This window comes from Pantoea sp. (genome assembly GCF_039594315.1).
Classification (GTDB): Bacteria; Pseudomonadota; Gammaproteobacteria; order Enterobacterales; family Enterobacteriaceae; genus Pantoea.
The window spans coordinates 59640-81017 of record NZ_JBCNNP010000005.1; the positions used below are offsets into that span (position 1 = coordinate 59640).

General features: G+C 53.5%; 20 protein-coding genes. 11 read left to right on the forward strand and 9 right to left on the reverse strand.

The genetic code is table 11. The features are described 5' to 3' along the window. The 4 genes from ABDW13_RS05635 to mntR form a co-directional block, all read right to left on the reverse strand. The gene (locus ABDW13_RS05635) at window positions 1-1569 is read right to left on the reverse strand and encodes a DHA2 family efflux MFS transporter permease subunit (protein WP_343551462.1); all 1569 of its coding nucleotides are present in this window, start codon (window positions 1567-1569) and stop codon (window positions 1-3) included. Then, on the reverse strand, window positions 1566-2696 hold the full coding sequence (locus tag ABDW13_RS05640) for an HlyD family secretion protein (RefSeq protein WP_343551463.1): 1131 nt from the start codon (window positions 2694-2696) through the stop codon (window positions 1566-1568). Before ABDW13_RS05640 ends, ABDW13_RS05635 begins: the two co-directional genes overlap by 4 nt. A 115-nt stretch (window positions 2697-2811) precedes the next feature. Then, window positions 2812-3921 (reverse strand): SLC13 family permease, encoded by a 1110-nt coding sequence (locus ABDW13_RS05645; protein WP_343551464.1) that lies wholly within the window; start codon window positions 3919-3921, stop codon window positions 2812-2814. A gap of 21 nt (window positions 3922-3942) precedes the next feature. After that, complete coding sequence (gene mntR / locus ABDW13_RS05650; protein ID WP_008102536.1) at window positions 3943-4401, reverse strand: manganese-binding transcriptional regulator MntR; 459 nt, start codon at window positions 4399-4401, stop codon at window positions 3943-3945. 218 nt (window positions 4402-4619) lie between these two features. Here mntR and ABDW13_RS05655 point away from each other — a divergent pair, with 218 nt between their 5' ends. From ABDW13_RS05655 to ABDW13_RS05670, 4 genes are all read left to right on the forward strand, one after another. Further along, window positions 4620-4814: a hypothetical protein gene (locus tag ABDW13_RS05655; protein ID WP_058972295.1), complete on the forward strand. Its 195-nt coding sequence runs from the start codon at window positions 4620-4622 to the stop codon at window positions 4812-4814. A gap of 390 nt (window positions 4815-5204) precedes the next feature. Next, the gene (locus tag ABDW13_RS05660) at window positions 5205-5933 is read left to right on the forward strand and encodes a gluconate 2-dehydrogenase subunit 3 family protein (protein ID WP_343551466.1); all 729 of its coding nucleotides are present in this window, start codon (window positions 5205-5207) and stop codon (window positions 5931-5933) included. Further along, window positions 5933-7711, forward strand: a complete 1779-nt coding sequence (locus tag ABDW13_RS05665) for a GMC family oxidoreductase (protein WP_343551467.1) — start codon at window positions 5933-5935, stop codon at window positions 7709-7711. The genes ABDW13_RS05660 and ABDW13_RS05665 overlap by 1 nt, the downstream gene beginning before the upstream one ends. 41 nt (window positions 7712-7752) lie before the next feature. Continuing rightward, window positions 7753-8991, forward strand: a complete 1239-nt coding sequence (locus ABDW13_RS05670) for a cytochrome c (RefSeq protein ID WP_343551573.1) — start codon at window positions 7753-7755, stop codon at window positions 8989-8991. A 60-nt stretch (window positions 8992-9051) separates the two neighbouring features. Here ABDW13_RS05670 and ompX read toward each other — a convergent pair whose 3' ends face one another. Further along, the gene (gene ompX, locus ABDW13_RS05675; RefSeq protein ID WP_343551468.1) at window positions 9052-9561 is read right to left on the reverse strand and encodes an outer membrane protein OmpX; all 510 of its coding nucleotides are present in this window, start codon (window positions 9559-9561) and stop codon (window positions 9052-9054) included. 377 nt (window positions 9562-9938) lie between these two features. On the opposite strand from ompX, the gene rhtA reads away from it, so the two are divergent. The 6 genes from rhtA (at window position 9939) to ybiO (ending at window position 16678) form a co-directional block, all read left to right on the forward strand. Beyond that, a complete protein-coding gene (rhtA, locus tag ABDW13_RS05680; RefSeq protein ID WP_343551469.1) occupies window positions 9939-10847 on the forward strand; it encodes a threonine/homoserine exporter RhtA in 909 nt (302 codons plus the stop codon). A 298-nt stretch (window positions 10848-11145) separates the two neighbouring features. After that, on the forward strand, window positions 11146-11649 hold the full coding sequence (dps, locus tag ABDW13_RS05685; RefSeq protein WP_343551470.1) for a DNA starvation/stationary phase protection protein Dps: 504 nt from the start codon (window positions 11146-11148) through the stop codon (window positions 11647-11649). A 319-nt stretch (window positions 11650-11968) separates the two neighbouring features. Next, the gene (gene glnH / locus ABDW13_RS05690) at window positions 11969-12715 is read left to right on the forward strand and encodes a glutamine ABC transporter substrate-binding protein GlnH (protein WP_343551472.1); all 747 of its coding nucleotides are present in this window, start codon (window positions 11969-11971) and stop codon (window positions 12713-12715) included. Window positions 12716-12797: 82 nt separating this feature from the next. Next, complete coding sequence (gene glnP, locus ABDW13_RS05695) at window positions 12798-13457, forward strand: glutamine ABC transporter permease GlnP (protein WP_343551474.1); 660 nt, start codon at window positions 12798-12800, stop codon at window positions 13455-13457. Beyond that, complete coding sequence (gene glnQ, locus ABDW13_RS05700; RefSeq protein ID WP_258144826.1) at window positions 13454-14176, forward strand: glutamine ABC transporter ATP-binding protein GlnQ; 723 nt, start codon at window positions 13454-13456, stop codon at window positions 14174-14176. Before glnP ends, glnQ begins: the two co-directional genes overlap by 4 nt. A 228-nt stretch (window positions 14177-14404) precedes the next feature. Then, window positions 14405-16678: a mechanosensitive channel protein gene (gene ybiO, locus ABDW13_RS05705; RefSeq protein WP_343551477.1), complete on the forward strand. Its 2274-nt coding sequence runs from the start codon at window positions 14405-14407 to the stop codon at window positions 16676-16678. Window position 16679: 1 nt separating this feature from the next. On the opposite strand, the gene rlmF is transcribed toward ybiO, so the two are convergent. Continuing rightward, the gene (rlmF, locus tag ABDW13_RS05710; protein WP_343551479.1) at window positions 16680-17606 is read right to left on the reverse strand and encodes a 23S rRNA (adenine(1618)-N(6))-methyltransferase RlmF; all 927 of its coding nucleotides are present in this window, start codon (window positions 17604-17606) and stop codon (window positions 16680-16682) included. A gap of 73 nt (window positions 17607-17679) precedes the next feature. Here rlmF and ABDW13_RS05715 point away from each other — a divergent pair, with 73 nt between their 5' ends. Continuing rightward, window positions 17680-18309 (forward strand): flavin reductase family protein, encoded by a 630-nt coding sequence (locus tag ABDW13_RS05715; RefSeq protein WP_343551480.1) that lies wholly within the window; start codon window positions 17680-17682, stop codon window positions 18307-18309. A gap of 50 nt (window positions 18310-18359) precedes the next feature. Here the strand turns inward: ABDW13_RS05715 and hutH are convergent, their stop codons facing one another. From hutH to ABDW13_RS05730, 3 genes are read right to left on the reverse strand one after another with little or no spacing between them, the layout of a single operon-like run. Beyond that, window positions 18360-19841 (reverse strand): histidine ammonia-lyase, encoded by a 1482-nt coding sequence (gene hutH / locus ABDW13_RS05720; protein WP_343551481.1) that lies wholly within the window; start codon window positions 19839-19841, stop codon window positions 18360-18362. Continuing rightward, entirely contained in the window at window positions 19838-20638 is an 801-nt protein-coding gene (locus tag ABDW13_RS05725; RefSeq protein WP_343551482.1) for an ATP-binding cassette domain-containing protein, read from the reverse strand. Before ABDW13_RS05725 ends, hutH begins: the two co-directional genes overlap by 4 nt. 1 nt (window position 20639) lies before the next feature. After that, the gene (locus ABDW13_RS05730) at window positions 20640-21368 is read right to left on the reverse strand and encodes an ABC transporter permease subunit (RefSeq protein WP_343551483.1); all 729 of its coding nucleotides are present in this window, start codon (window positions 21366-21368) and stop codon (window positions 20640-20642) included. Window positions 21369-21378: the final 10 nt, after the last annotated feature.

The window sequence follows — 21378 nt, forward strand, 5'->3', positions numbered from 1 at the left end:
TTAATGTGCTCCTGCACCGCCTTCGCTCTTAATCGGCGAAAGCAACCAACAAAATGGAATCAATAGCAGAGCCACGATACTCAGGCCCATAAAGACGTCGATGTACGCCAGAATACGCGATTGCGCGATCATCTCCTGATACAGCTGCCCGCTCGCCAACGTCAGCGGATCGCCCACCGCCGTGGTGTAATTACGAATCGCATCGGCCCAATGCTGCAAGGTGATATTAAACGGCTCATTCAGCGGCGACATGTTGTGCACCATATTGGCCGACCGTGTCTGCATGCGTTCGGTAATCCCCGCAGTGGAAAGCGAGATGCCAATCGATCCAGCGACGTTACGGAACATGGTAAACAGCGCCGAAGCATCAGCGTTCAAGCGCTGCGGCACGGTAATAAAAGCAATGGTGGTGAGCGGCACGAACAGGAAGCCAAGTCCGATCGACTGCGCGCTGCGCATCATTACCAGCGTGGTGAAATCGACGTTCGGCGTTAAAGAGGTGGAATAGAAGAACGCGCACGCCAGGCAGGTAAAGCCAAAGGCGATGATGTAGCGCGTTTGCACCAGCGGCATCAACTTCAATACCAGCGGAATGGTCAGCACTATTAATATCGCGCCGGGCGACAGCACCAATCCGGACCAGGTGGCGGTGTACCCCAAATCCTGTTGCGCCAGTTGTGGAAGCACCACCGAGCTGCCGTAAAGAATCATTGCCATGCCCGCCATCAGCAAACCGGCAACCCAGAAGTTGCGGTCTTTCATCACCGTGAGATCAACCACCGGCTTACGCGCGTACAGCAACCAGTAAATCGCCCCGATAATACCGATCACCGCCAGCATGGCGAACAGGCGGATAAAGTGCGAGGCAAACCAATCTTCATCTTCGCCGCGATCGAGAAATACCTGCAAACAGCCCAAGCCAAGCGTGATCAGACTAATGCCGATGTAGTCGATTTTCAGTTTGCCTTTGGCCCACTTGCGCTCCCACGGCGGATCTTCCAGCAATTGATAAATTGCCATCACGGTAAGAATGCCGACCGGGATATTAATAAAGAACACCCAGCGCCAGCTGTAGTTATCGGTGATCCAACCGCCAAGCGTCGGGCCAATCACCGGCGCGACGATAATCGCAATTGAGGAAAGCCCAAACGCTTTGCCGCGATCTTCCGGTTTGAAGTAATCGAGTAATACCGATTGCTGCACCGGTTGCAAACCGCCACCGAAAAAGCCCTGCAACACGCGGAACAAGATGATTTGCCACAGTTCAGTCGCGATGCCGCACAGGAATGAGCAGATGGTGAACATCACGATGCAGATTAAGAAGAACTGCTTGCGACCAAACAGGCGGCTGAAGAACGCTGAAATCGGCAATACGATGCCGTTGGCGACCAAATACGAGGTGAGAACCCAGGTTGATTCGTCGTAGCTCGAAGAGAGTGAACCGGCAATGTGCGGCAGCGCCACGTTAACGATGGTGGTGTCGAGGATCTCCATAAACACCGCCAACGTTACCGTGATAGCGACCAGCCACGGATTGCTGGCCGGACGCCAGCTTTCGCTCGCACTCATTCCACGGTTACCTTCGGCTCAACCGACAAGCCGAGCGGCAGCGGATGATTAGGATCGAGCCCTTTATCAATGACGATTTTCACCGGCACGCGCTGCACAATTTTCACGTAGTTACCGGTGGCATTTTCCGCCGGGAAGGTGGAGAAGCGCGAGCCAGAACCCATTTGCACGCTATCAACATGCCCTTCCAGCTTCATATCCGGCCAGGCATCAATGCTGATTTCCACTTTGTCGCCCGGATTCATGCGCGCCAGCTGCGACTCTTTGAAGTTGGCATTGATCCAGATGTCCGGTGACACCAGCGAGAACAGCGCTGAGCCCGCTTGCACCAAGGTGCCGAGCTGCACATTACGCTTGGTGACAAAACCATCGTAAGGCGCGCGCACTTGGGTGTAAGACAGGTTCAGTTCGGCGGTATTGAGTTGCGCCTGCGCCTGCTCAACTTGTTGCTGACGCGCCTCAACATTGGTTTCCTGCTGACGAATTTGCAGCTTCACCTGCGAAGCCACTTCAACCTGCGCTTTAGCACTTTGCAATTGCGCTTCGGCTGAACGCAGCTGCGCGGCAGCGGTATCAATATTACGTTGCGAGGTGGCACGCGGATCAACACCGCGTTGGCGACGGTAATCCGCCTGCGCGTTGAGCAAATTCGCCTGTGCTTTGGCTTGATCGGCTAACGCCTGATCGCGCTGCGCCGGATATTGCACGCGTGATAAGGCAAGTTGTGCCTCGGCTTGATGCAGCTGCGCCTGCGCCAGTCCGAGCTGCGCTTTGGCCTGATCGCGCTGCGCTTCAGTATCGCGTGCGTCGATTTCCACCAGCAGATCGCCCTGCTTAACGCGCTGGTTATCTTTCACCAGCAGCTTGACCACGTAACCGGAGGCTTTCGGCGCAATCGTCACCGCATTGCCTTCGGTAAAGGCATCATCAGTGGTTTCAACATTGCGTGTGGTGAACCAGAACCACAATCCCACCAACAGCATGATCATCACCACAATGGCGAGGAAGATCAGCGGCTTTTTGCCGGGTCGCTTACGTTCAGGTTGGTTGTCGTCTTGATCGGAATTTGAAGTGTGGTGCGCATCCTGCTCATCGCGTGCAGGCGACTGATTGTGGTTTTCACTCATAATTTTTCATCATAGGCAGTTGTCCCGATTCTCGGGCAAAAACGGTCAACCTAACCTTAGATGGGAAACTGACAAATGCCAATGCAACTTTACATAAGCCGACACAGGCAGCTAACTAACGCAATAAATGCAAAAGCAGCCAACCGCCGAGCATCGACCAGGCCAGCATCGGAATGGAAAATAGATGGAAGCGCCACCACACGCGCGCATCTTGCGCCATACGCAGAGCAATTAAGTTAGCCAGCGATCCCGGTAATAAACCAAAACCGCCAATATTCACTGCCCACGCCAGCACGTCGGACGGCGGGACTTTCTGCAACAGTAGAATCGTTGCTGGCACGTTACTGATAATTTGTGACAAGCCAATCGCCAGCAAATAAAGTCCGCCCTCGCCCATCTGACCAATTGCGGAAAAATGCGGTTGCAGCCACGGTAAATGCATCAGCAAATAGACGTCGATAAACATCGCGACAAATACCAGCAATAAACTCCAGTCGATACTGATTAATACGCTGCGCGCCATGATCAAGAAACAAGCGGCGACCAGCAACAAAGCCCAGCCGGTGAGTTTTAGTTCAAGCGCCACAATAAACACGATATACAGCAATACGCTGACGACGAATAACGGTTTACGCCAGGCCTGCGTTTCGCTTTGCTCATGCTTTTGAATGGTTCGTGCCGGGAAACTCCACCACGTTAACACCATCAACGTCAGCATTAAAAACGCCGCCAAAGGTGCCATTTGCAAAATAAAAGCCGGAACGCTCAGCGTGCCGTGGCTCCACAATAAGATATTTTGCGGATTGCCGACCGGCGTTAATAACGATCCGGCATTCACCGCCAGCGCTTCAAAAATAATTAAACGCGAAATCGGCAAGCGCGAGAATTTGCGTAAGGTTAAGGTCAGCGGCACCAAAATAAACAGCGCGACATCATTGGTAAGAAAAGTGGAGAGCAACGCGGCGGCGCACACCATAAACAGCGCCAACGCACGTTCATGGTGGAATCGCTGGATCAGTCGTGCGCCAAGCACATCAAAATAGCCGCTGTTTTCCAGCCCTTTGGTCAACATCAATAAGCCGGTCAGCGTCATGATGGTGTGCCAGTCAACCGCGCTCGGCAGTTGCGACCAGTGGAAATCCGCCAGCGGCAGCATCACCACACCCAACAGCAACAACAAATGCAAAATACGATCACGCATTAAGGAACGAAGCACGATGGGCATGGTGGCGGAAGCCTTTAAAGGTTAGCGACTCTCGTAAAATTTCTGGAACACGGCCAGCGTTTCATCACTGACGTGATGCTCAAGGCCTTCAGAATCTCGGCGCGCGGTTTCCGGGCTGACGCCCAGCGCTAACAGGAAGGTTTCAACAATGTGGTGACGTACGCGGCTCGCCTCAGCCAGCTTCTCGCCTTCAGCAGTGAGAAACACGCCGCGATAAGGCACTTGCTCTACCAAGCCGGTGGTGCCCAAACGCTTCAGCATTTTCGCCACGGTTGGCTGTGAAACACCCAAACGCGCGGCCATATCCACCTGACGTGCTTCACCAAATTCACGAATTAAATCAGAGATTAACTCAACGTAGTCATCGATCAGCTCACGACGATGCGCTTCGCGCACCTGACGAAATCCTTCGACATGCTCCTCTATCTCTTTCAGCGGCCCCTGGGGCATGTTGGTGGCGATTTTTGCACGACGACTCATTCAACTTCCTCTTTATTATCTGCCGCACTATACCTGCGGTGCGGGCTGGCTGCGCTCATTGTAAACCAGGCACAAATAAGCACAAATTTTTCCTAAATAGTGTTGGCTAAAGAGTATAGCCAGTGCTATCTTTGTTCGTAATGTAAGCGAATAGCTTATAAAGGATGCAAAGCTGATCGCTCCTTGTGTTTAAGTCGTCAATCACTCGGGAGGTGAACATGACTACCATGAAAAACTGCCTCGACTGTGGCAAATGCTTCCAGGCTGAACAGAGCAAACCGGCTTTTGAGCTGAAATCGCTGCTGTGCCTGTTTAGCCGCTCGCCGTTTGCGCTGCGTTTGATGCTGATTGAAAAGCTCACCGGCAAACAGCTCGTTGAGCGTCCGTGCCCTAACCTGATCTGGCGCGGCTAAACTTCTCCCCATTCCAGTAAAAGGTGGCCCGCAAAGCCGCCTTTTTCATTTCTGCATCATCCCTACATATTTTGTTACCTTTTTATCCCCTCTGCTTCGTATTGTTATTGAACTAAAGCACATCGCTTATCCCACTTGAGGCTGAATCGCTTCAACTCGGCACGACTTTTGTAACTTACGTAACCATCAAACCATTAGGCTGCTAACTTTTTTGTTGCAACCTCTTATCAACATTGATTAATTTCCATATAACAAAATTCACATCGATATAACAAATCACGCAGAAAAAGCCCCAGAACGATAAAAAACATTCTGCGATCAACAAATTCGCTGTGACAGAGATAAAAAAAGAATCAACCCAGGGTGGGTTTTTCGTAAGGAAAATTAGCAATGTCAGAAAAAATGCCTGAAGAGCAACCATCGGGCCGGAGACGATTTTTACAAAAATCGCTCTCGCTCATTCCTCTCGCCGCCGCAGTCAGTACCGGTGTGGTCTCACTCTCCTCCCCCGCAGCAGACAAGCCGCAAGGCGTGTTATCCGATTACGTTCCGGCCTACTTCAATGATAAAGAGTGGAAATTTCTGCTCGCCGCACTCGATCGTCTGATCCCTGCTGATGCCAATGGCCCCGGCGCAGTCAGCGAAGGCGTGCAGGTCTTTATCGATAAGCAGATGGAACTGCCGTATGGCTACGGCCGTTTGTGGTACATGCAGGGCCCATTTGCTGAAGCCGCGCCAGAGATGGGTTATCAGTCGCATTTAGTGCCGCGTGAAACCTATCGTTTAGGTATTGCGCTGGCCGATCAGCACTGCCAACAGCAATATCAAAAAGATTTCTATCAGCTGGAAACTGCGCAACAGGAAGAGGTTTTACGCGCGTTGGATGCCGACAAACTGCGTAACGACGCCATTCACGGCAAGCAGTTTTTCGAGCAACTGCTGGAAAACGCCAAAGAGGGTTATCTCGCCGATCCGATTCACGGCGGCAACCAAACGCTGGCGTCGTGGAAAATGATTGGTTTTCCCGGCGCCCGCGCGGACTTTGTCGATACCGTGCAACAGCCGAATAAACCCTATCCGTTTGGCCCAGTCAGTATTTCCAGCAAAAGGAGCGTGTAATGGCGGCAGTAAAAAAAGCGCCCGTCGATGTGGTGATCGTCGGGTTTGGCTGGACCGGTTCGCTGATGGCAATGGAATTAGCCAGTTCAGGATTGAACATTGTGGCGCTGGAACGCGGTGAAAATCGCGATACCTATCCTGATTTCTCCTATCCGCGCATTGCCGATGAACTCACTTACGGCATTCGTCTCAAGCTGTTTCAGAATGCCTCGAAAGAGACCGTCACCGTGCGTCACACCACGCAGGAAACCGCGTTGCCTTATCGCCGCTTTGGTTCATTCCTGCCAGGCGATGGCGTGGGCGGTGCGGGTACGCACTGGAATGGTCAGCTGTGGCGTCCGCTGGAAGCCGACCTTAAAATGCGCAGCACGGTGATTGAGAAATACGGCGCCGACTTCATCCCGAAAGACATGACGGTGCAGGATTATCCGTTCACCTACGCGGAGATGGAACCGTACTTCGACAAGTTCGAAAAAATCTGCGGTGCAGCCGGTCAGGTCGGCAACCTCGACGGCAAAACCGTTGAAGGTGGCAACCCCTTCGAATCACCGCGTAAAAATCCCTATCCCACCAAGCCATTACAAACGTTGTATGCCGGTGAACTGTTCTCGAAAGCCGTTACGCAGCTCGGTTATCACCCGTTCGAATGCCCGGCCGCCAACTGTACCGAAGCCTGGACCAACCCGTACAACGTGCAACTTGGCGTGTGTAACTACTGCGGCTACTGCGAACGTTTTGGCTGCTTCAACTATTCGAAAGGTTCACCGCAAAGCTGCGTGATCCCGGCGCTGCGTCCGTTCAGTAACTTTGAACTTCGTACCCAGGCGCACGTGATTCGCGTCAATACCGACAGCAGCGGTAAAAAAGCCACCGGCGTGACCTATATCGATGCGCAAGGCAACGAAGTGGAACAACCGGCCGATCTGGTGATCCTCAGTGCCTTCCAGCTGCACAATGTGCGTTTGCTGCTGCTGTCGAAAATCGGTAAACCGTACGACCCACAAACCGGCGACGGCGTAGTCGGCAGAAACTACGCCTATCAGATGACCGGCGGCATCAAGCTTTTCTACGACAACGACAACTGGTTCAATCCATTCGCCGCCACTGGCGCAACCTCCACCGTGATTGACGATTTTAACGCCGAAAACTTCGACCACAGCAAACTCGGTTTTGTTGGCGGCGCCACCATCTCGGCAGCGTTCTCCGGCGGTCGTCCGATTCAGCAAATGGGCATCCCAAAAGATGCGCCGCGTTGGGGTTCCGGCTGGAAACAAGCGATCAAAGATAACTATCTGCACAACATGAACGTGGGATCGTCCGGTTCAGTGATGCCGTACAAACAGTGCTATCTCGATCTCGATCCAACTTACCGCGATATCTACGGCCAACCGCTGCTGCGCATGACCTTTGACTGGCAGCAGAACGAGCTGAAGATGACCAACTTCATCAAAGGGAAAGCGGAAGAGATCGTCAAAGTGATGAATCCGAAGCATTACGAATTGGGCTTCAAAACGCTGGATAGCCATTACGATGTACGTCCTTATCAATCAACGCACACCACGGGCGGCGCGGTGATGGGTGACGATCCGCGCACCAGCGTGGTGAACAAGTATTTGCAAAGCTGGGATGTGCCGAATGTGTTTGTTACCGGTGCGTGTTGCTTCCCGCAGAACCTGGCTTACAACCCAACCGGCATTGTCTGCGCCACGGCGCTTTTCGCGGCGGAGGCTATTCGCAGCCGCTATCTCGCTAACCCTGGCCCACTGGTTCAAGCCTGATAAGGAGTGTCAACGTGAAACTTTCCGCACTTTTTCTCGCGCTGAGCGGTGCGCTCGTGAGCCACGCGGCATTCGCCGCCAGCAATGCCTCAATCAAGCAAGGCGAATATCTGGCGAAAGCTGGGGATTGCGCCGCTTGCCACACTGCCGCGGGCGGGCAGCCTTTTGCTGGCGGATTGAAAATGAGCACGCCGATTGGCGCTATCTATTCAACCAATATCACGCCGGATAAAACCCACGGCATTGGCGACTGGAGCTATGACGATTTCGCTAAAGCAGTGCGCGGCGGCGTAGCGAAAGATGGCAAATCGCTCTATCCGGCGATGCCCTTCCCGTCCTACGCCAAAATCAACGACAACGACATGCACGCGCTGTATGACTATTTCATGCAAGGTGTGAAGCCGGTTGCACAGGCGAATCGCGACAGCGACATTCCGTGGCCGCTGAGCATGCGCTGGCCGCTGACGATTTGGCGCTGGACCTTTGCCGATGATGCCACGTACGCGCCAGTTGCTGATAAATCGGAGCAGTGGCAACGCGGCGCTTATCTGGTGCAGGGTTTAGGTCACTGTGGATCTTGTCATACGCCACGCGGCATTGGCTTCCAGGAAAAAGCCATGGACCAAAGCGGCAAAAGCTATCTAACCGGCGGCACGCTGGAAGGCTGGCACGCACCGGATCTCACCGCCAGCCCGACAGCCGGTTTGGGTAGTTGGTCGCAGCAGGATATCGCCACTTTCCTGAAAACCGGTGCCAATCAGCAAGGCGCAGCCTTTGGTTCGATGACCGATGTCATCGCACACAGCACGCAATATCTGACCGATGACGATCTCAACGCGATTGCGGTCTATCTGAAGTCGTTGCCTGCTGCTGATAACACGCCAGCGCCACAGACCAGTGATGCCACCGCGCAAGCGCTGTTCAAAGGCGATGTCAGCAAACCTGGTGCGCAGGTATATGTCGATAACTGCGCCGCGTGCCACCGCACCGATGGCAAAGGCTATGCCAGTACTTTCCCGGCGTTGGCACACAACCCGGCATTGCTGAGTGACGATCCCTCTTCGGTGATCAGTGTGATCCTGAAAGGCGGTCAACGCGCGATTACCCAACAAGCGCCAACCGGCTTTACCATGCCAGACTTCGCATGGCGTCTGGACGATCAGCAAGTGGCTGATGTCGCTACCTTTATCCGTAACGGTTGGGGGAATAAAGCGGCGCCGGTGACTGCCGATCAGGTGAAGAAGATTCGCGCTACCTTGCCTGAACCCGCCAAACCGTAAGCATAAAAAAACGGCCCTGCAAGGGGCCGTTTCTAGTGCAACTCTGGTCTAAGCAAAAACTTAGAAGCTGTAACCTACGCCAGCAATCCAGGTGCCCACATCGACGCTGCGGATGCGGCTCTTCTCGTAGCCCACGTCCAGAGCGACGTTTTCGATTGGGTTGAACTGCATACCCGCACCGTAAGAGAAGCCGTAGTCGCTGGTGTCAGATTTCTGACGGTCAGCGCCGTTATCCTGGAATTTACCGTAGCCCACACCTACAACACCGTAGATGCTTGCCCAGTCGTTCAGACGGTAAGCAGGACCACCGGTGATGCCGTAGTAAGAACCTTTTTCATACACGCCCGCGTCAGTGCGGTCTTTTTCGGTGTAAGTGAATGAACCGATCCAACCCAGTGGGTTAGAACCGTCTTCGTAACGGTATTTCAGGTTGAAGCCGTTAGCTTTGTTCTGAACGCCTTGATAATCGCTCTGAGCGTAACCACCGGTAACGGTGCTCTGCGCCATGGCTGAACCTGCGGCAACGGCCAGTACACAAGCTAAAGCTGAAAGACATGCAATTTTTTTCATAACCACCTCAAATGTGAATATACTTATCTCCTGACAACGCTGAAAATATAACAAAAAACAGCCTGAAACTCTGCCCGCATTTTGTTGTCCAATACATTGTTTGGTGTAACAGAAAGTTAATGAAGTTTCCTATGTCATTCATTTTACTTATAAAATCCGTCATATTCCTGCAACATAAATCCGCTCAATAAAAAATGCCTTTAAGTAAATTCCTAAACTAATCTGACATTTCTTTACGTAAATGGTCCTAATTGTGGTGATTTTATGACCTGTCGCACTTTTTATTTCCCGCGCACACGCCTCCTTATTTGCTGAAGATTCCTTTACACTGGGCGCTTGTTGCTCTGTTGTTAATAAATAAAGGATTGGATTACAGGATGTCTGCGCCTCTCAACTCCAAAAATATGGCTCCGGTAGTGTTCCCGATTGCCGTGCTGCTGATTGCCATGCTCTCGCTGCAAGGTGGCGCTTCTCTGGCAAAATCGTTGTTTTCCACCGTTGGCGCGCCAGGTATTACCGCTTTGCGCCTTGGCCTCGGCACCATCATCCTGTGCGTGATCTTTAAACCGTGGCGTTTACGTTTTACGCGTGAACAGCGCAAGCCGCTGTTGATGTATGGATTAGCGCTTGGCTGCATGAATTACCTGTTCTATTTAGCAATTCGTACCGTGCCGCTGGGCGTGGCGGTTGGCCTGGAGTTTCTCGGCCCGCTCACGCTGGCGTTGATTGGTGCACGTCGCCCGCTGGATTTTGTTTGGGTGCTATTGGCGGTAGCCGGATTGTGGTTCTTGTTGCCGATTGGCGAGGGTATGAGCCATATCGATCCGCTTGGCGCGTTGCTCGCGGTGGGCGCAGGTGCCTGTTGGGCTGTGTATATTCTGGCCGGACAACGCGCTGGAGCCGAACACGGCCCGGCCACGGTGGCAATGGGTTCGCTGATTGCGTCAGTGATCTTTGTGCCGTTGGGACTGACCTTCGCCGCGCCGGGTATTTGGCATTGGGAAGTGCTGCCGCTGGCGCTGTTAATCGCCCTGCTCTCCAGCGCCATTCCTTATTCTTTAGAGATGATGGCGCTCACCCGTTTGCCGGCGCGCATTTTCGGCACCTTAATGAGCCTGGAACCGGCGATGGCAGCGCTTTCCGGCATGCTATTCCTCGGTGAGCTGTTAACGTTGACGCAGTGGCTGGCTTTATTAGCGATTATTATCGCTTCGGCGGGCTCAACGCTAACAATGAAACAAAAAAGCGCGAAAATAAGCGAAGTGGATATTAACAACCCGCAATAAATAACCGGTTATTTAGCCTGCATTAAAGCAGGCTAAATAGTTAAAAAGACTCATTATCATTTTTATCGCTCATCACAGTGTTTTTTCGTTATTATTTTGCAACACGATTAATAAATATTTAACACCAACCATAACCATCTGATTCATATCAATAAATACCAAAATTACTGCATACTCATCTTTTATTCGGATTTATCTATCCCTGACATCGTCTGAATCAATCCTGCAGGTTATAAAACTGCTGCTATACTTATTTCCGTGCTTGATTAGGACAACCATCAATAAGAGGACATTAATGATGAGTACCGCAAAACTGGTTAAAACTAAATCGTCTGATCTGATTTTCACCCGAAATGACGTCGCTGACAGCGATAAGAAAGCGACCATCGAGGTGCTCAACCGTCTGGTAGTGGAATTTATTGACCTGTCGCTGATCACCAAACAGGCGCACTGGAACATGCGTGGCGCCAACTTTATTGCCGTACATGAAATGCTGGATGGTTTCCGTACCGCAATTACCGATCATCAGGACACTATCGCTGAACGTGTGGTTCAGCTAGGCGGTGTGGCGCTGGGTACCACTCAGATCGTCAACGATAAAACCCCACTGAAAAGTTATCCGCTCAATATTCACAGCGTGCAGGATCACCTGAAAGCGCTAGCCGATCGTTACGCCATTGTGGCGAATGATGTGCGCAAAGCGATTAGCGAAGTCAGCGACGAAGATACTGCTGATATCTTCACTGCCGCTTCGCGCGACCTGGATAAATTCCTGTGGTTTATCGAATCGAATATCGAATAATTTTTAGCATCAACAAGGCGGGTTATCCCGCCTTTTTTTACGTTTGTAACATTGTGGTGCTTTTTTTGACGTTGTTAACAATTCCTTCATCCCTTCTTTCCCTTGCCACTCCCATGATGCACACTGTGCCCGCACCACAGCAGCACATTGCACCAATATGGCGCACAATAATGGTGCAGCCTGTTCATTTTCAGCAAAATCGTGTCAGCCAATACCTACAAGTGATTGATTTTGTCCGAATTGAAAAGTTGGCATAATTTTTTCATATGATACGCCGAACATCAGGCCACAAGGCTTGAGGGTAATAAGGAAAAAAATGATGAAGTCATTGATTAAAGTCTCCGTGGCCGCGCTGGCGCTGGCCTTCTCGCTTTCCTCCACCGCAGCAGAAAAGAAACTGATCGTCGCTACCGACACCGCATTCGTTCCCTTCGAGTTCAAGCAAGGCGATAAATACGTCGGCTTTGATATCGATCTGTGGGATGCCGTCGCTAAAGAGCTGAAGCTGGATTACACCTTCAAGCCAATGGATTTCAGCGGCATCATCCCTGCGCTGCAAACCAAAAACGTTGATTTGGCGCTGGCGGGTATCACCATCACCGAAGAACGTAAAAAAGCCATCGAGTTCTCAGACGGCTACTACAAAAGCGGCCTGCTGGTGATGGTGCGCGAGAACGAAAAAGACGTTAAGAGCATCGACGATCTGAACGGCAAAGTGGTGGCAGTGAAAAGCGGCACCGGTTCGGTTGATTACGCTAAAGCACACATCAAATCGAAAGATCTGCGTCAGTTCCCGAACATCGACAACGCGTACATGGAGTTAGGCACCAACCGTGCTGACGCCGTGCTGCACGATACCCCGAACATCCTGTACTTCATCAACACCGCCGGCAAAGGCCGCTTCAAAGCGGTAGGCGAGTCAATTGAAGCACAGCAATACGGCATCGCTTTCCCGAAAGGCAGCGACGACCTGCGTGAAAAAGTGAACGGTGCACTGAAAACCCTGCGCGATAACGGCACTTACAACACCATCTATAAAAAATGGTTCGGTACTGAACCAAAATAATTTGGCTTAAGCCACTTTTGCAGCAGGGAAACTTTTTTCCCTGCTTTTACCTTTTCCACGCAACATATTTTGGAGTTTCACCATGGAGTTTGACTGGAGCGTCATTTGGCCAGCCCTGCCGATTTTAATCGAAGGCGCCAAAATGACCCTACTGATCTCGGTCCTCGGCCTGGTCGGCGGTTTAATCATCGGTTTAGTCGCCGGTTTTGCCCGCGCTTACGGCGGCTGGATCACCAACAACATCGCACTGGTGTTCATCGAACTGATTCGCGGCACGCCGATTGTGGTGCAGGTGATGTTCATTTACTTCGCCCTGCCAATGGCCTTCCCTGACCTGCGTATCGATCCGTTCAGCGCGGCGGTGGTGACCATCATGATCAACTCCGGCGCGTATATCGCCGAGATCACCCGTGGTGCGGTGCTGTCAATCAATAAAGGCTTCCGTGAAGCAGGTTTAGCGCTGGGTTTGTCGCGCCGTGAAACCCTGCGTTACGTGATCATGCCGCTGGCCCTGCGCCGTATGCTGCCGCCGTTGGGTAACCAATGGATTGTCAGTATCAAAGATACCTCGCTGTTTATCGTGATTGGCGTGGCCGAACTGACGCGTCAGGGTCAAGAGATCATCGCCGGTAACTTCCGCGCCCTGGAGATCTGGAGCGCCGTTGCCATCATCTATTTGGTTATTACGTTGGTGTTGAGCTTTGTGCTGCGCCGTATTGAGAAAAGGGTGAAAATCCTGTGATTGAATTTAAAAACGTCTCGAAGAATTTCGGCCAGACTCAGGTACTGCACGACATCAACCTGAAAATTAACCAGGGTGAAGTGGTGGTGATTATTGGACCATCCGGTTCCGGTAAATCCACCCTGCTGCGCTGCATCAACAAGCTGGAAGAGATCACCACGGGCGATCTGATTGTCGATGGCATGAAGGTCAACGACCCGAAAGTTGATGAGCGCCTGATTCGTCAGGAAGCCGGCATGGTGTTCCAGCAGTTCCATCTGTTCCCGCAGATGAGTGCGTTGGATAACGTCGCTTTTGGTCCGATCCGCGTGCGCGGTGCGAAAAAAGAAGAAGCACACAAGCTGGCGCGTGAACTGCTGGGCAAAGTCGGTCTGGCTGAGCGTGCACACCACTTCCCGTCGGAGCTTTCCGGTGGTCAGCAGCAGCGCGTGGCAATTGCCCGTGCGCTGGCGGTGAAACCGAAAATGATGCTGTTTGATGAGCCAACCTCAGCGCTGGATCCAGAACTGCGTCACGAAGTACTGAAAGTGATGCAAGATTTGGCGGAAGAAGGCATGACCATGGTCATCGTCACCCACGAAGTGGGCTTCGCACAGAAAGTGGCTTCGCGTTTGATCTTCATCGACAAAGGCACCATCGCCGAAGATGGCAACCCGGACGAGTTGATCACCAACCCACCGAGCGATCGTCTGCGCGAGTTCTTGCAGCACGTATCCTAAGCACTACCATGAAACCGTCGCCCATTTTCGGCGACGGTTTTTTTATATGCACAATTTGTAGCGGCGCGATTTATCGCGTTCTTTTACCGCAACATCGCTGCTAAACAACGCGATAAATCGCGCCGCTACAGTTGGTGCCTCGATTCGATTTTCCTTTCAGAATCTTCACCTTCCATCACTGACTATACTTCTCACTTGTGCCGCTGCGCGAAGCTCAAGGAGAAAGCGATGTTGTCTGCCAGCCCACCAAAGCGTCTGGCTTTGGGGTTACTCTTCAGTTTGCTCACGCTGTTTTTCATTTCCTCGGCGCAAGCCGTCAACCTTCCGCAAGCTGCCGTTGCGGCTCAACAGACACAAACACCTGCCGCAAACAACAATGATGCAGCACCCAGCATCGAAGATAAAAAAGCCGCCTATGCTGCACTGGCTAATATTCTGGATAACAACGCCTCGCGCCAGGAATTGATCGATCAACTCCGTCAGGCGGCGAACAGTCCTTCCACCAGCGAACAACCGGTGTTAGCGCCGCCACAAGCCGATCAGGAAGATCCTACGGTGCTGGAGAGCGTGACTAATGTGACACGCGAATACGGCGGCGAAGTGGCCTCGCAGTTTGCCAAACTGCACAACAACATCACCAGCGCGCCACATAAAGCCTTTAACCAGCAAACCTTTCTCAACGCGCTGAAATACTTCGCCGCCCTCGCCGCTGCGGTGTTTGCCTTTTACTGGCTGACGCGACGCTTGATGTACCCGATCTGGCAGCGCATGGGGCGCTGGGGACGCAATCACAACTTAGAACGCACCAAGTGGTTGCACTTGCCTGCCACCATTCTCGCCGCCTTTATCATCGATCTGTTGTTGCTGGCGTTAACGCTGTTTGTCGGCCAAATCATCAGCGACAATTATCACAACGGCAATCGCACCATCGCCTATCAACAAGGATTGTTCCTCAACGCCTTTGCGCTGATTGAATTTTTCAAAGCGGTGCTGCGCCTGATCTTCTGTCCGCGCTTCGCCACGCTACGCTTTTTCCATTTAGCCGATGAACGTGCCAGCTACTGGAACACGCGTCTCAGTTGGCTGAGCGGCATTATTGGTTATGGCTTATTGGTGGTGGTGCCAATTGTCTCCAATCAGGTGAATGTGCAGGTTGCCGCGCTGCTCAACGTGTTGATTATGGGCATTATGACGGTTTGGGCGCTGTGGCTGATTTTCCGCAACAAGCGCAACATCCATCAGGAATTGTCGCGCCTTGCCGATCGCAGCATGAGCTTCTTTGCGCTGTTTATTCGCGCCTTCGGCATGGTGTGGCATTGGCTGGCGAGCGCCTATTTTATCGCGCTGTTCTTGTTCTCGATCTTCAATCCTGGCAACAGCTTGAAGTTTATGATGTCCGCCACGGTACGCAGCCTGGCAATTGTGGTGATTGCCGCACTGATTTCCGGCATGCTGACGCGCTGGATTGGCAAAACCGTCACGCTATCGCCTGATCTGCGTCGCAACTATCCGGAGTTGCAAAAGCGCGTCAACGATTGGGTCAAAGCGCTGCTGAAGCTGGCACGCGTCATTACCGTGTTCGCCACCGTATTGCTGCTGCTGAACGCGTGGAATCTGTTTGATCTCTGGCATTGGTTGACGCTGGGTAGCGGTCAGAAGATGGTCGATGTGATGATTCGTATCGTAATGATTGTGCTGCTATCGGCAGTCGGCTGGACGCTGTTGGCAAGCCTGATCGAAAGCCGTCTGGCCTCCGATTCACACGGTCGCCCAATGCCCAGCGCGCGTACCCGCACCTTGCTGACGCTGTTCCGCAACGCGCTGGCGGTGGTGATCAGCACCATCACCATCATGATTTTGCTGTCAGAAGTCGGCGTGAACATCGCCCCGCTGCTGGCTGGTGCCGGTGCGCTAGGTCTGGCGGTCTCTTTCGGTTCGCAAACGCTGGTGAAGGATATTATTACCGGCATTTTCATCCAGTTCGAAAACGGCATGAACACCGGTGATTTGGTGACGATTGGGCCGATCACCGGCACGGTGGAACGCATGTCAATCCGCTCGGTCGGCGTGCGTCAGGATACCGGCGCGTATCACATCATCCCTTGGTCATCGATCACCACCTTCGCCAACTTTGTGCGCGGTATTGGCTCATTTGTGGCGAACTACGATGTTGATCGCGGTGAAGATACCGAGAAAGTGAATGCCACCTTACAAGCGGCGGTGAAAGAGTTGCTAGAGAATCCTGATATTCGCGGCATGGTGATTGGCGAACCGAGTTTTGCCGGTTTGGTGGGATTAACCAACCAATCGTTTACCGTGCGCGTGTCATTCACTACCCAGCCGCTGAAGCAGTGGACGGTGCGTTTTGCGCTGGATGATAAAGTGAAGAAGCATTTTGATGCGGCAGGCATTAAAGCACCGCATCAAACGGTGGAAGTGAAGCAAACCGGCAGCGACATTGCCTCCGCTGCCAGTTTCCCGGCGTTACCCCCGGCGCAATAACTTAGCGTTTCAGCCGCTTGGCGCGTGTCGCGGGCGGCTGGAAGGTCCAGGCGATAAAGCGGCTCTGCTTCTGGCCTTGCGCCATTTCGATGATGCGCACGTCGTAAGCATCCAGATCGCGCAACTGATCGCGCAGCGCCGGTAAATTCTCTTTGCGCGAAACCAACGAGGTGAACCAGACGATCTGGTCGGAGTACGCCACGCTTTCAGCGATCATCTGGCCGACAAACTTGCGCTCGCCGCCATCGCACCACAATTCGTTATGCAAACCGCCGAAGTTGAGCGGCGCATTTTTGCCTAAGCCCAAATTGCGCGTTTTGCGCTGTCCGACGCTGGCGGCTTCTTCCGCCGACGAATGGAACGGTGGATTGCACAATACCGCGTGATAGCGTTCGTTCTTATGCACCACACCGGCAAAAATGGCCGACGCCTCTTTCTGCCGACGCAGACGAATCCCGCGCTGCAAACCGACGTTGCTTGCCACAATCTGCCCAGCGGCCGTGATCGCTTCGGCGGTAATATCGGTGCCGGTAAAACGCCAGCCATATTCGGCATTGCCGATCAGCGGATAGATGCAGTTGGCACCACAGCCGATATCCATCACATCCAGATCGCGCGGAATCACGCCACCGTTATCGCTGGCCAATAAATCGGCCAGTGCGTGCACGTAATCAGCACGTCCCGGCACCGGCGGCGTTAAATAACCGGCGGGCAGTTGCCAGTTGAGATTATAAAACAGCTTCAGCAGCGCCTGATTCAGTAGCATCACCGCTTCAGGATCGGCAAAATCGACCGATAACTCGCCGTAGCCGTTGGGACGCACTTTCCCCGCCAGCGGCGGATGGGCAGCGGTCAGAGCAGCAAAATCATAACGGCCTTGATGGCGGTTACGCGGATGGAATGGCGAGGTGCCAGCGGGCTTGTTCATAGTTTCTCCGGAATATAGCGCGGGCGTAAGATACTCTGGCTGGCAGCATTACACAATTATCTGAGGAGCAGAAATGAATCGCGGACGTTACTCATATCAGCCACGTGCTGGACATGGTTTGCCACATGATCCTTTAAACGCCATTGTTGGCCCGCGCCCGATTGGCTGGGTAAGCTCACTTAGCGCCAACGGCGAACGCAACTTGGCCCCTTATAGCTTCTTTAACTGCTTCAATTACCATCCACCCATTATCGGCTTTGCCAGCAGCGGCTGGAAAGACAGCGTGCGCAATATCAGCGAAAGCAAAGAGTTTGTCTGGAATCTGGCAACACGCCCGCTAGCGGAAGCGATGAACGAGAGTTCCGCCTCGGTGCCGTCCAATCAGGATGAATTTGCGCTGGCCGGTTTAACCCCGATTGCCGCCTCTTACGTTAATGTCAGCATGGTGGCGGAAAGCCCTGTAAATTTTGAATGCCGTTTAACTCAGTTGATCCGCTTGCAAGATGTGCAGGGAACCGAGCTAGAGAGCTGGCTGGTGTTGGGTGAAGTGGTGGCTATTCACATTGATGAGCAACTGCTGGAAAACGGCATCTATCAAACCGCCAAAGCCCAGCCGATCCTGCGTGCTGGCGGCCCCTCGGCGTATTACGGCATCAGTGAGGAGCAGCGTTTTGATCTGGTGCGCCCGGATGCTCGCCGCTGAGAATTAAAATCGGGTCACCATTTATGGTGACCGTTTTTAAACACCACGTGTTACAACCCGCTTTTCAACACCTGCACCGCACGCGCAATCTCCGGGGCTAACCAGCGATCTTCCTGCCAATTCGCTACCTTGGCACGCAAACCGCGTAACGCACGCTTTGTCCCTTGCGCCAGTTGCTCTTCGCCGTGAAAATCCAGCGCCTGCGCCGCCAGCAGATACTCAATCGCCAGAATCTGCCACACGTTGCCCACCAGCTTGAGCAATTTCAGCGCCGCGCCGGTGCCAAGGCTAAGATGATCTTCTTGCAAACCGGAGGTGACGTAATTATCCAGCACCGCCGGTTGCGCCAGCTGGCGATTCTCAGCACACAACGATGCCGCCACATATTGCGCAATCATCATGCCGGAATTGACGCCGGGCTGCGCCACCAGAAACGCCGGCAAACCGCTGACCAACGGGTTCACCAATCGATCCAGTCGCCGCTCGGCGATACTGCCGACTTCCGCCATAGCAATCGCCAGCAAATCCGCCGCCATCGCCACCGATTCGCCGTGTGGATTGGCTTGCGACACCACGCGCCAGCTATCCGGCGTGCCGAGCACCAGCGGATTGTCAGTGCAGGCGTTGAGTTCGGTATTAATCTGGCGCGCCGCATGATCAAACTGATCGCGGCTGGCACCGTGCACCTGCGGCATCGAGCGCAAACTCAGTGCATCCTGGGTGCGCACGCCAACGCTGGCCGCCAGCAGCGGGCTGTCGCTCAACAATTCACGTAAACGCTGTCCGCTGACTTGCATACCCGGACTGGCTTTCAAGGTGATCACTTCAGCATCAAACGCCGCCAGCTGTCCGCGCAGCGCTTCAAAGCTCATCGCGCCGGTGACATCCGCCCAATCCAGCAAACGCGCAGCATCATCCAGTGCCAGGCAGGATAAACCGGTCATGCACGGCGTGCCGTTCACCAGGCTTAAGCCCTCTTTCGCGCCCGGACGATAGGGTTGTAATCCTGCCAGCGCTAAGGCTTGCTCGGCTGGCATGATCTGATTTTGATACTCGACCTCGCCGACGCCGATCAGCGCCAGGCCGATATGCGCCATATGGCTGAGATAGCCCACCGATCCCTGCGACGGCACCTGTGGCGTGATCTGATGATTAAGCAACGCCAACAGATGCTGCACCAACGCCACCGATACACCGGATTTGCCGTGGCTGTAATTGGCAATCGCTGCACACAAAATTGCGCGTGCCTGTTCGCGCGTCAGCAATGGCCCGACGCCACAGGCGTGGCTCAGCAGCGTATTGCGCGACAACTGGCTAAGCTGATCTTCCGGCAGCGTGATGTTGCACAGCGCGCCCAAACCGGTATTGATGCCGTAAGCGATATGTCCACTTTCGACGATCTGATCGACAATCGCGCGCCCTTGCGCAATGCGCTGCCAGGCGCTGCTGCTCAGGCTAAGCTCCGCATCGTGCCGCGCCACTTGCACCACGTCTTGCCACGTCAACGGGCTATCGCCCCAAACAAGGCTCATGCTGGCAGCTCCGCGTGATGGCTTTGGTGGCTGGAAATGAACTGCTTGAAGCGCAGCGAACCCTGATCGCCAAACATTTCTTCCGGCGCGCCCTGACAATCAATGGTGCCTTGATGCATAAACACCACGCGATTCGACACGTTACGTGCGAAGCCCATTTCATGCGTCACCACCAACATGGTGCGTCCCTCTTCTGCCAGGCTGCGCATCACTTTCAGCACTTCGCCCACCAGTTCTGGATCGAGCGCTGAAGTAGGCTCATCAAACAGCATCACTTCCGGGTCCATTGCCAGCGCGCGCGCAATCGCCACACGCTGCTGCTGTCCGCCGGAAAGCTGTGCGGGGTAGAAGTCTTTGCGATTCAGCAGACCGACGCGATCCAGCAGTTGTTCCGCCTGCGCGATGCAGCTTTTCTTGTCACGTTTGAGCACGTAATGCGGGCCTTCAATCACGTTTTGCAGCACCGTCATGTGCGACCACAAATTGAAGCTCTGGAATACCATGCCAAGACGCGAGCGCAGACGCTCAATCTGTTTCGGATTGGCCGCCAATTGATGACCGCGCGCGTGGCGTTTCATCTCAATGGTTTCACCGCCAACGCTGACCACGCCCGCATCCGGCGTTTCTAACAAATTAATGCAGCGCAGCAAGGTACTTTTGCCGGAACCGCTGGCACCGAGAATCGAGATGACATCGCCTTGATGCGCTTGCAGCGAAATGCCTTTCAAAACTTCCATCGCGCCAAAGGATTTATGGATATCGGTGGCGGACAAGGTTACAGGTGATGTGGAATGCATATTACTCTCCGGCAAGCGGTTTAACGGCGGGCATCGGCTTTTTTGCGACACGATGCACCGGGGTCAGACGGCGCTCTAACAGCGCGTACAGCTGGACGATAATAAAGTTGAGAATCAGGTAGATAGCAGCAGCACACACAAACACTTCCATGGTGCGGTAAGTACGCTGAATGATCTGCTGCGCGACGCCAGTGACATCCCAAACCGTCACCAAACTGGCAAGCGCGGTGGATTTCACCAACAGAATCGCCTCGGTGGAATAGGCGGGCAGCGCATAGCGCAACATGATCGGTGCGATAATGCGGCGCAGCAGCAACCAGCGCGACATACCACAAGCCAGCCCGGCTTCTACTTGCCCGGCAGGCACCGCCAGCAGCGCGCCACGCAGAATCTCAGCGGTGTAAGCGGCGGTACACAATGACAGCGCCAGCACCGCGCAGGTGAACGGTTCACGCAGGAACGGCCAGACAAAACTGTGGCGAATCACGCCAAACTGGCCGAGTCCGTAATAAATCAAAAACAGCTGGATCATCAGCGGTGAGCCGCGAAACACCAGAATGTAGCCGCGCGCGAAACCGCTTAATATCCGCCAGCGGCTCATACGCAGCGACAAAATGCCAATCGCCAGAATACCGCCGCACAGAAACGCGCTGATAAACAAACCCAGCGTGACCGGCAGCGCGGCGCTGAGCTTGAGAAAAGTGTCAGAGAGAAAGGCGAAGTCGATCATGCTGCTGCTC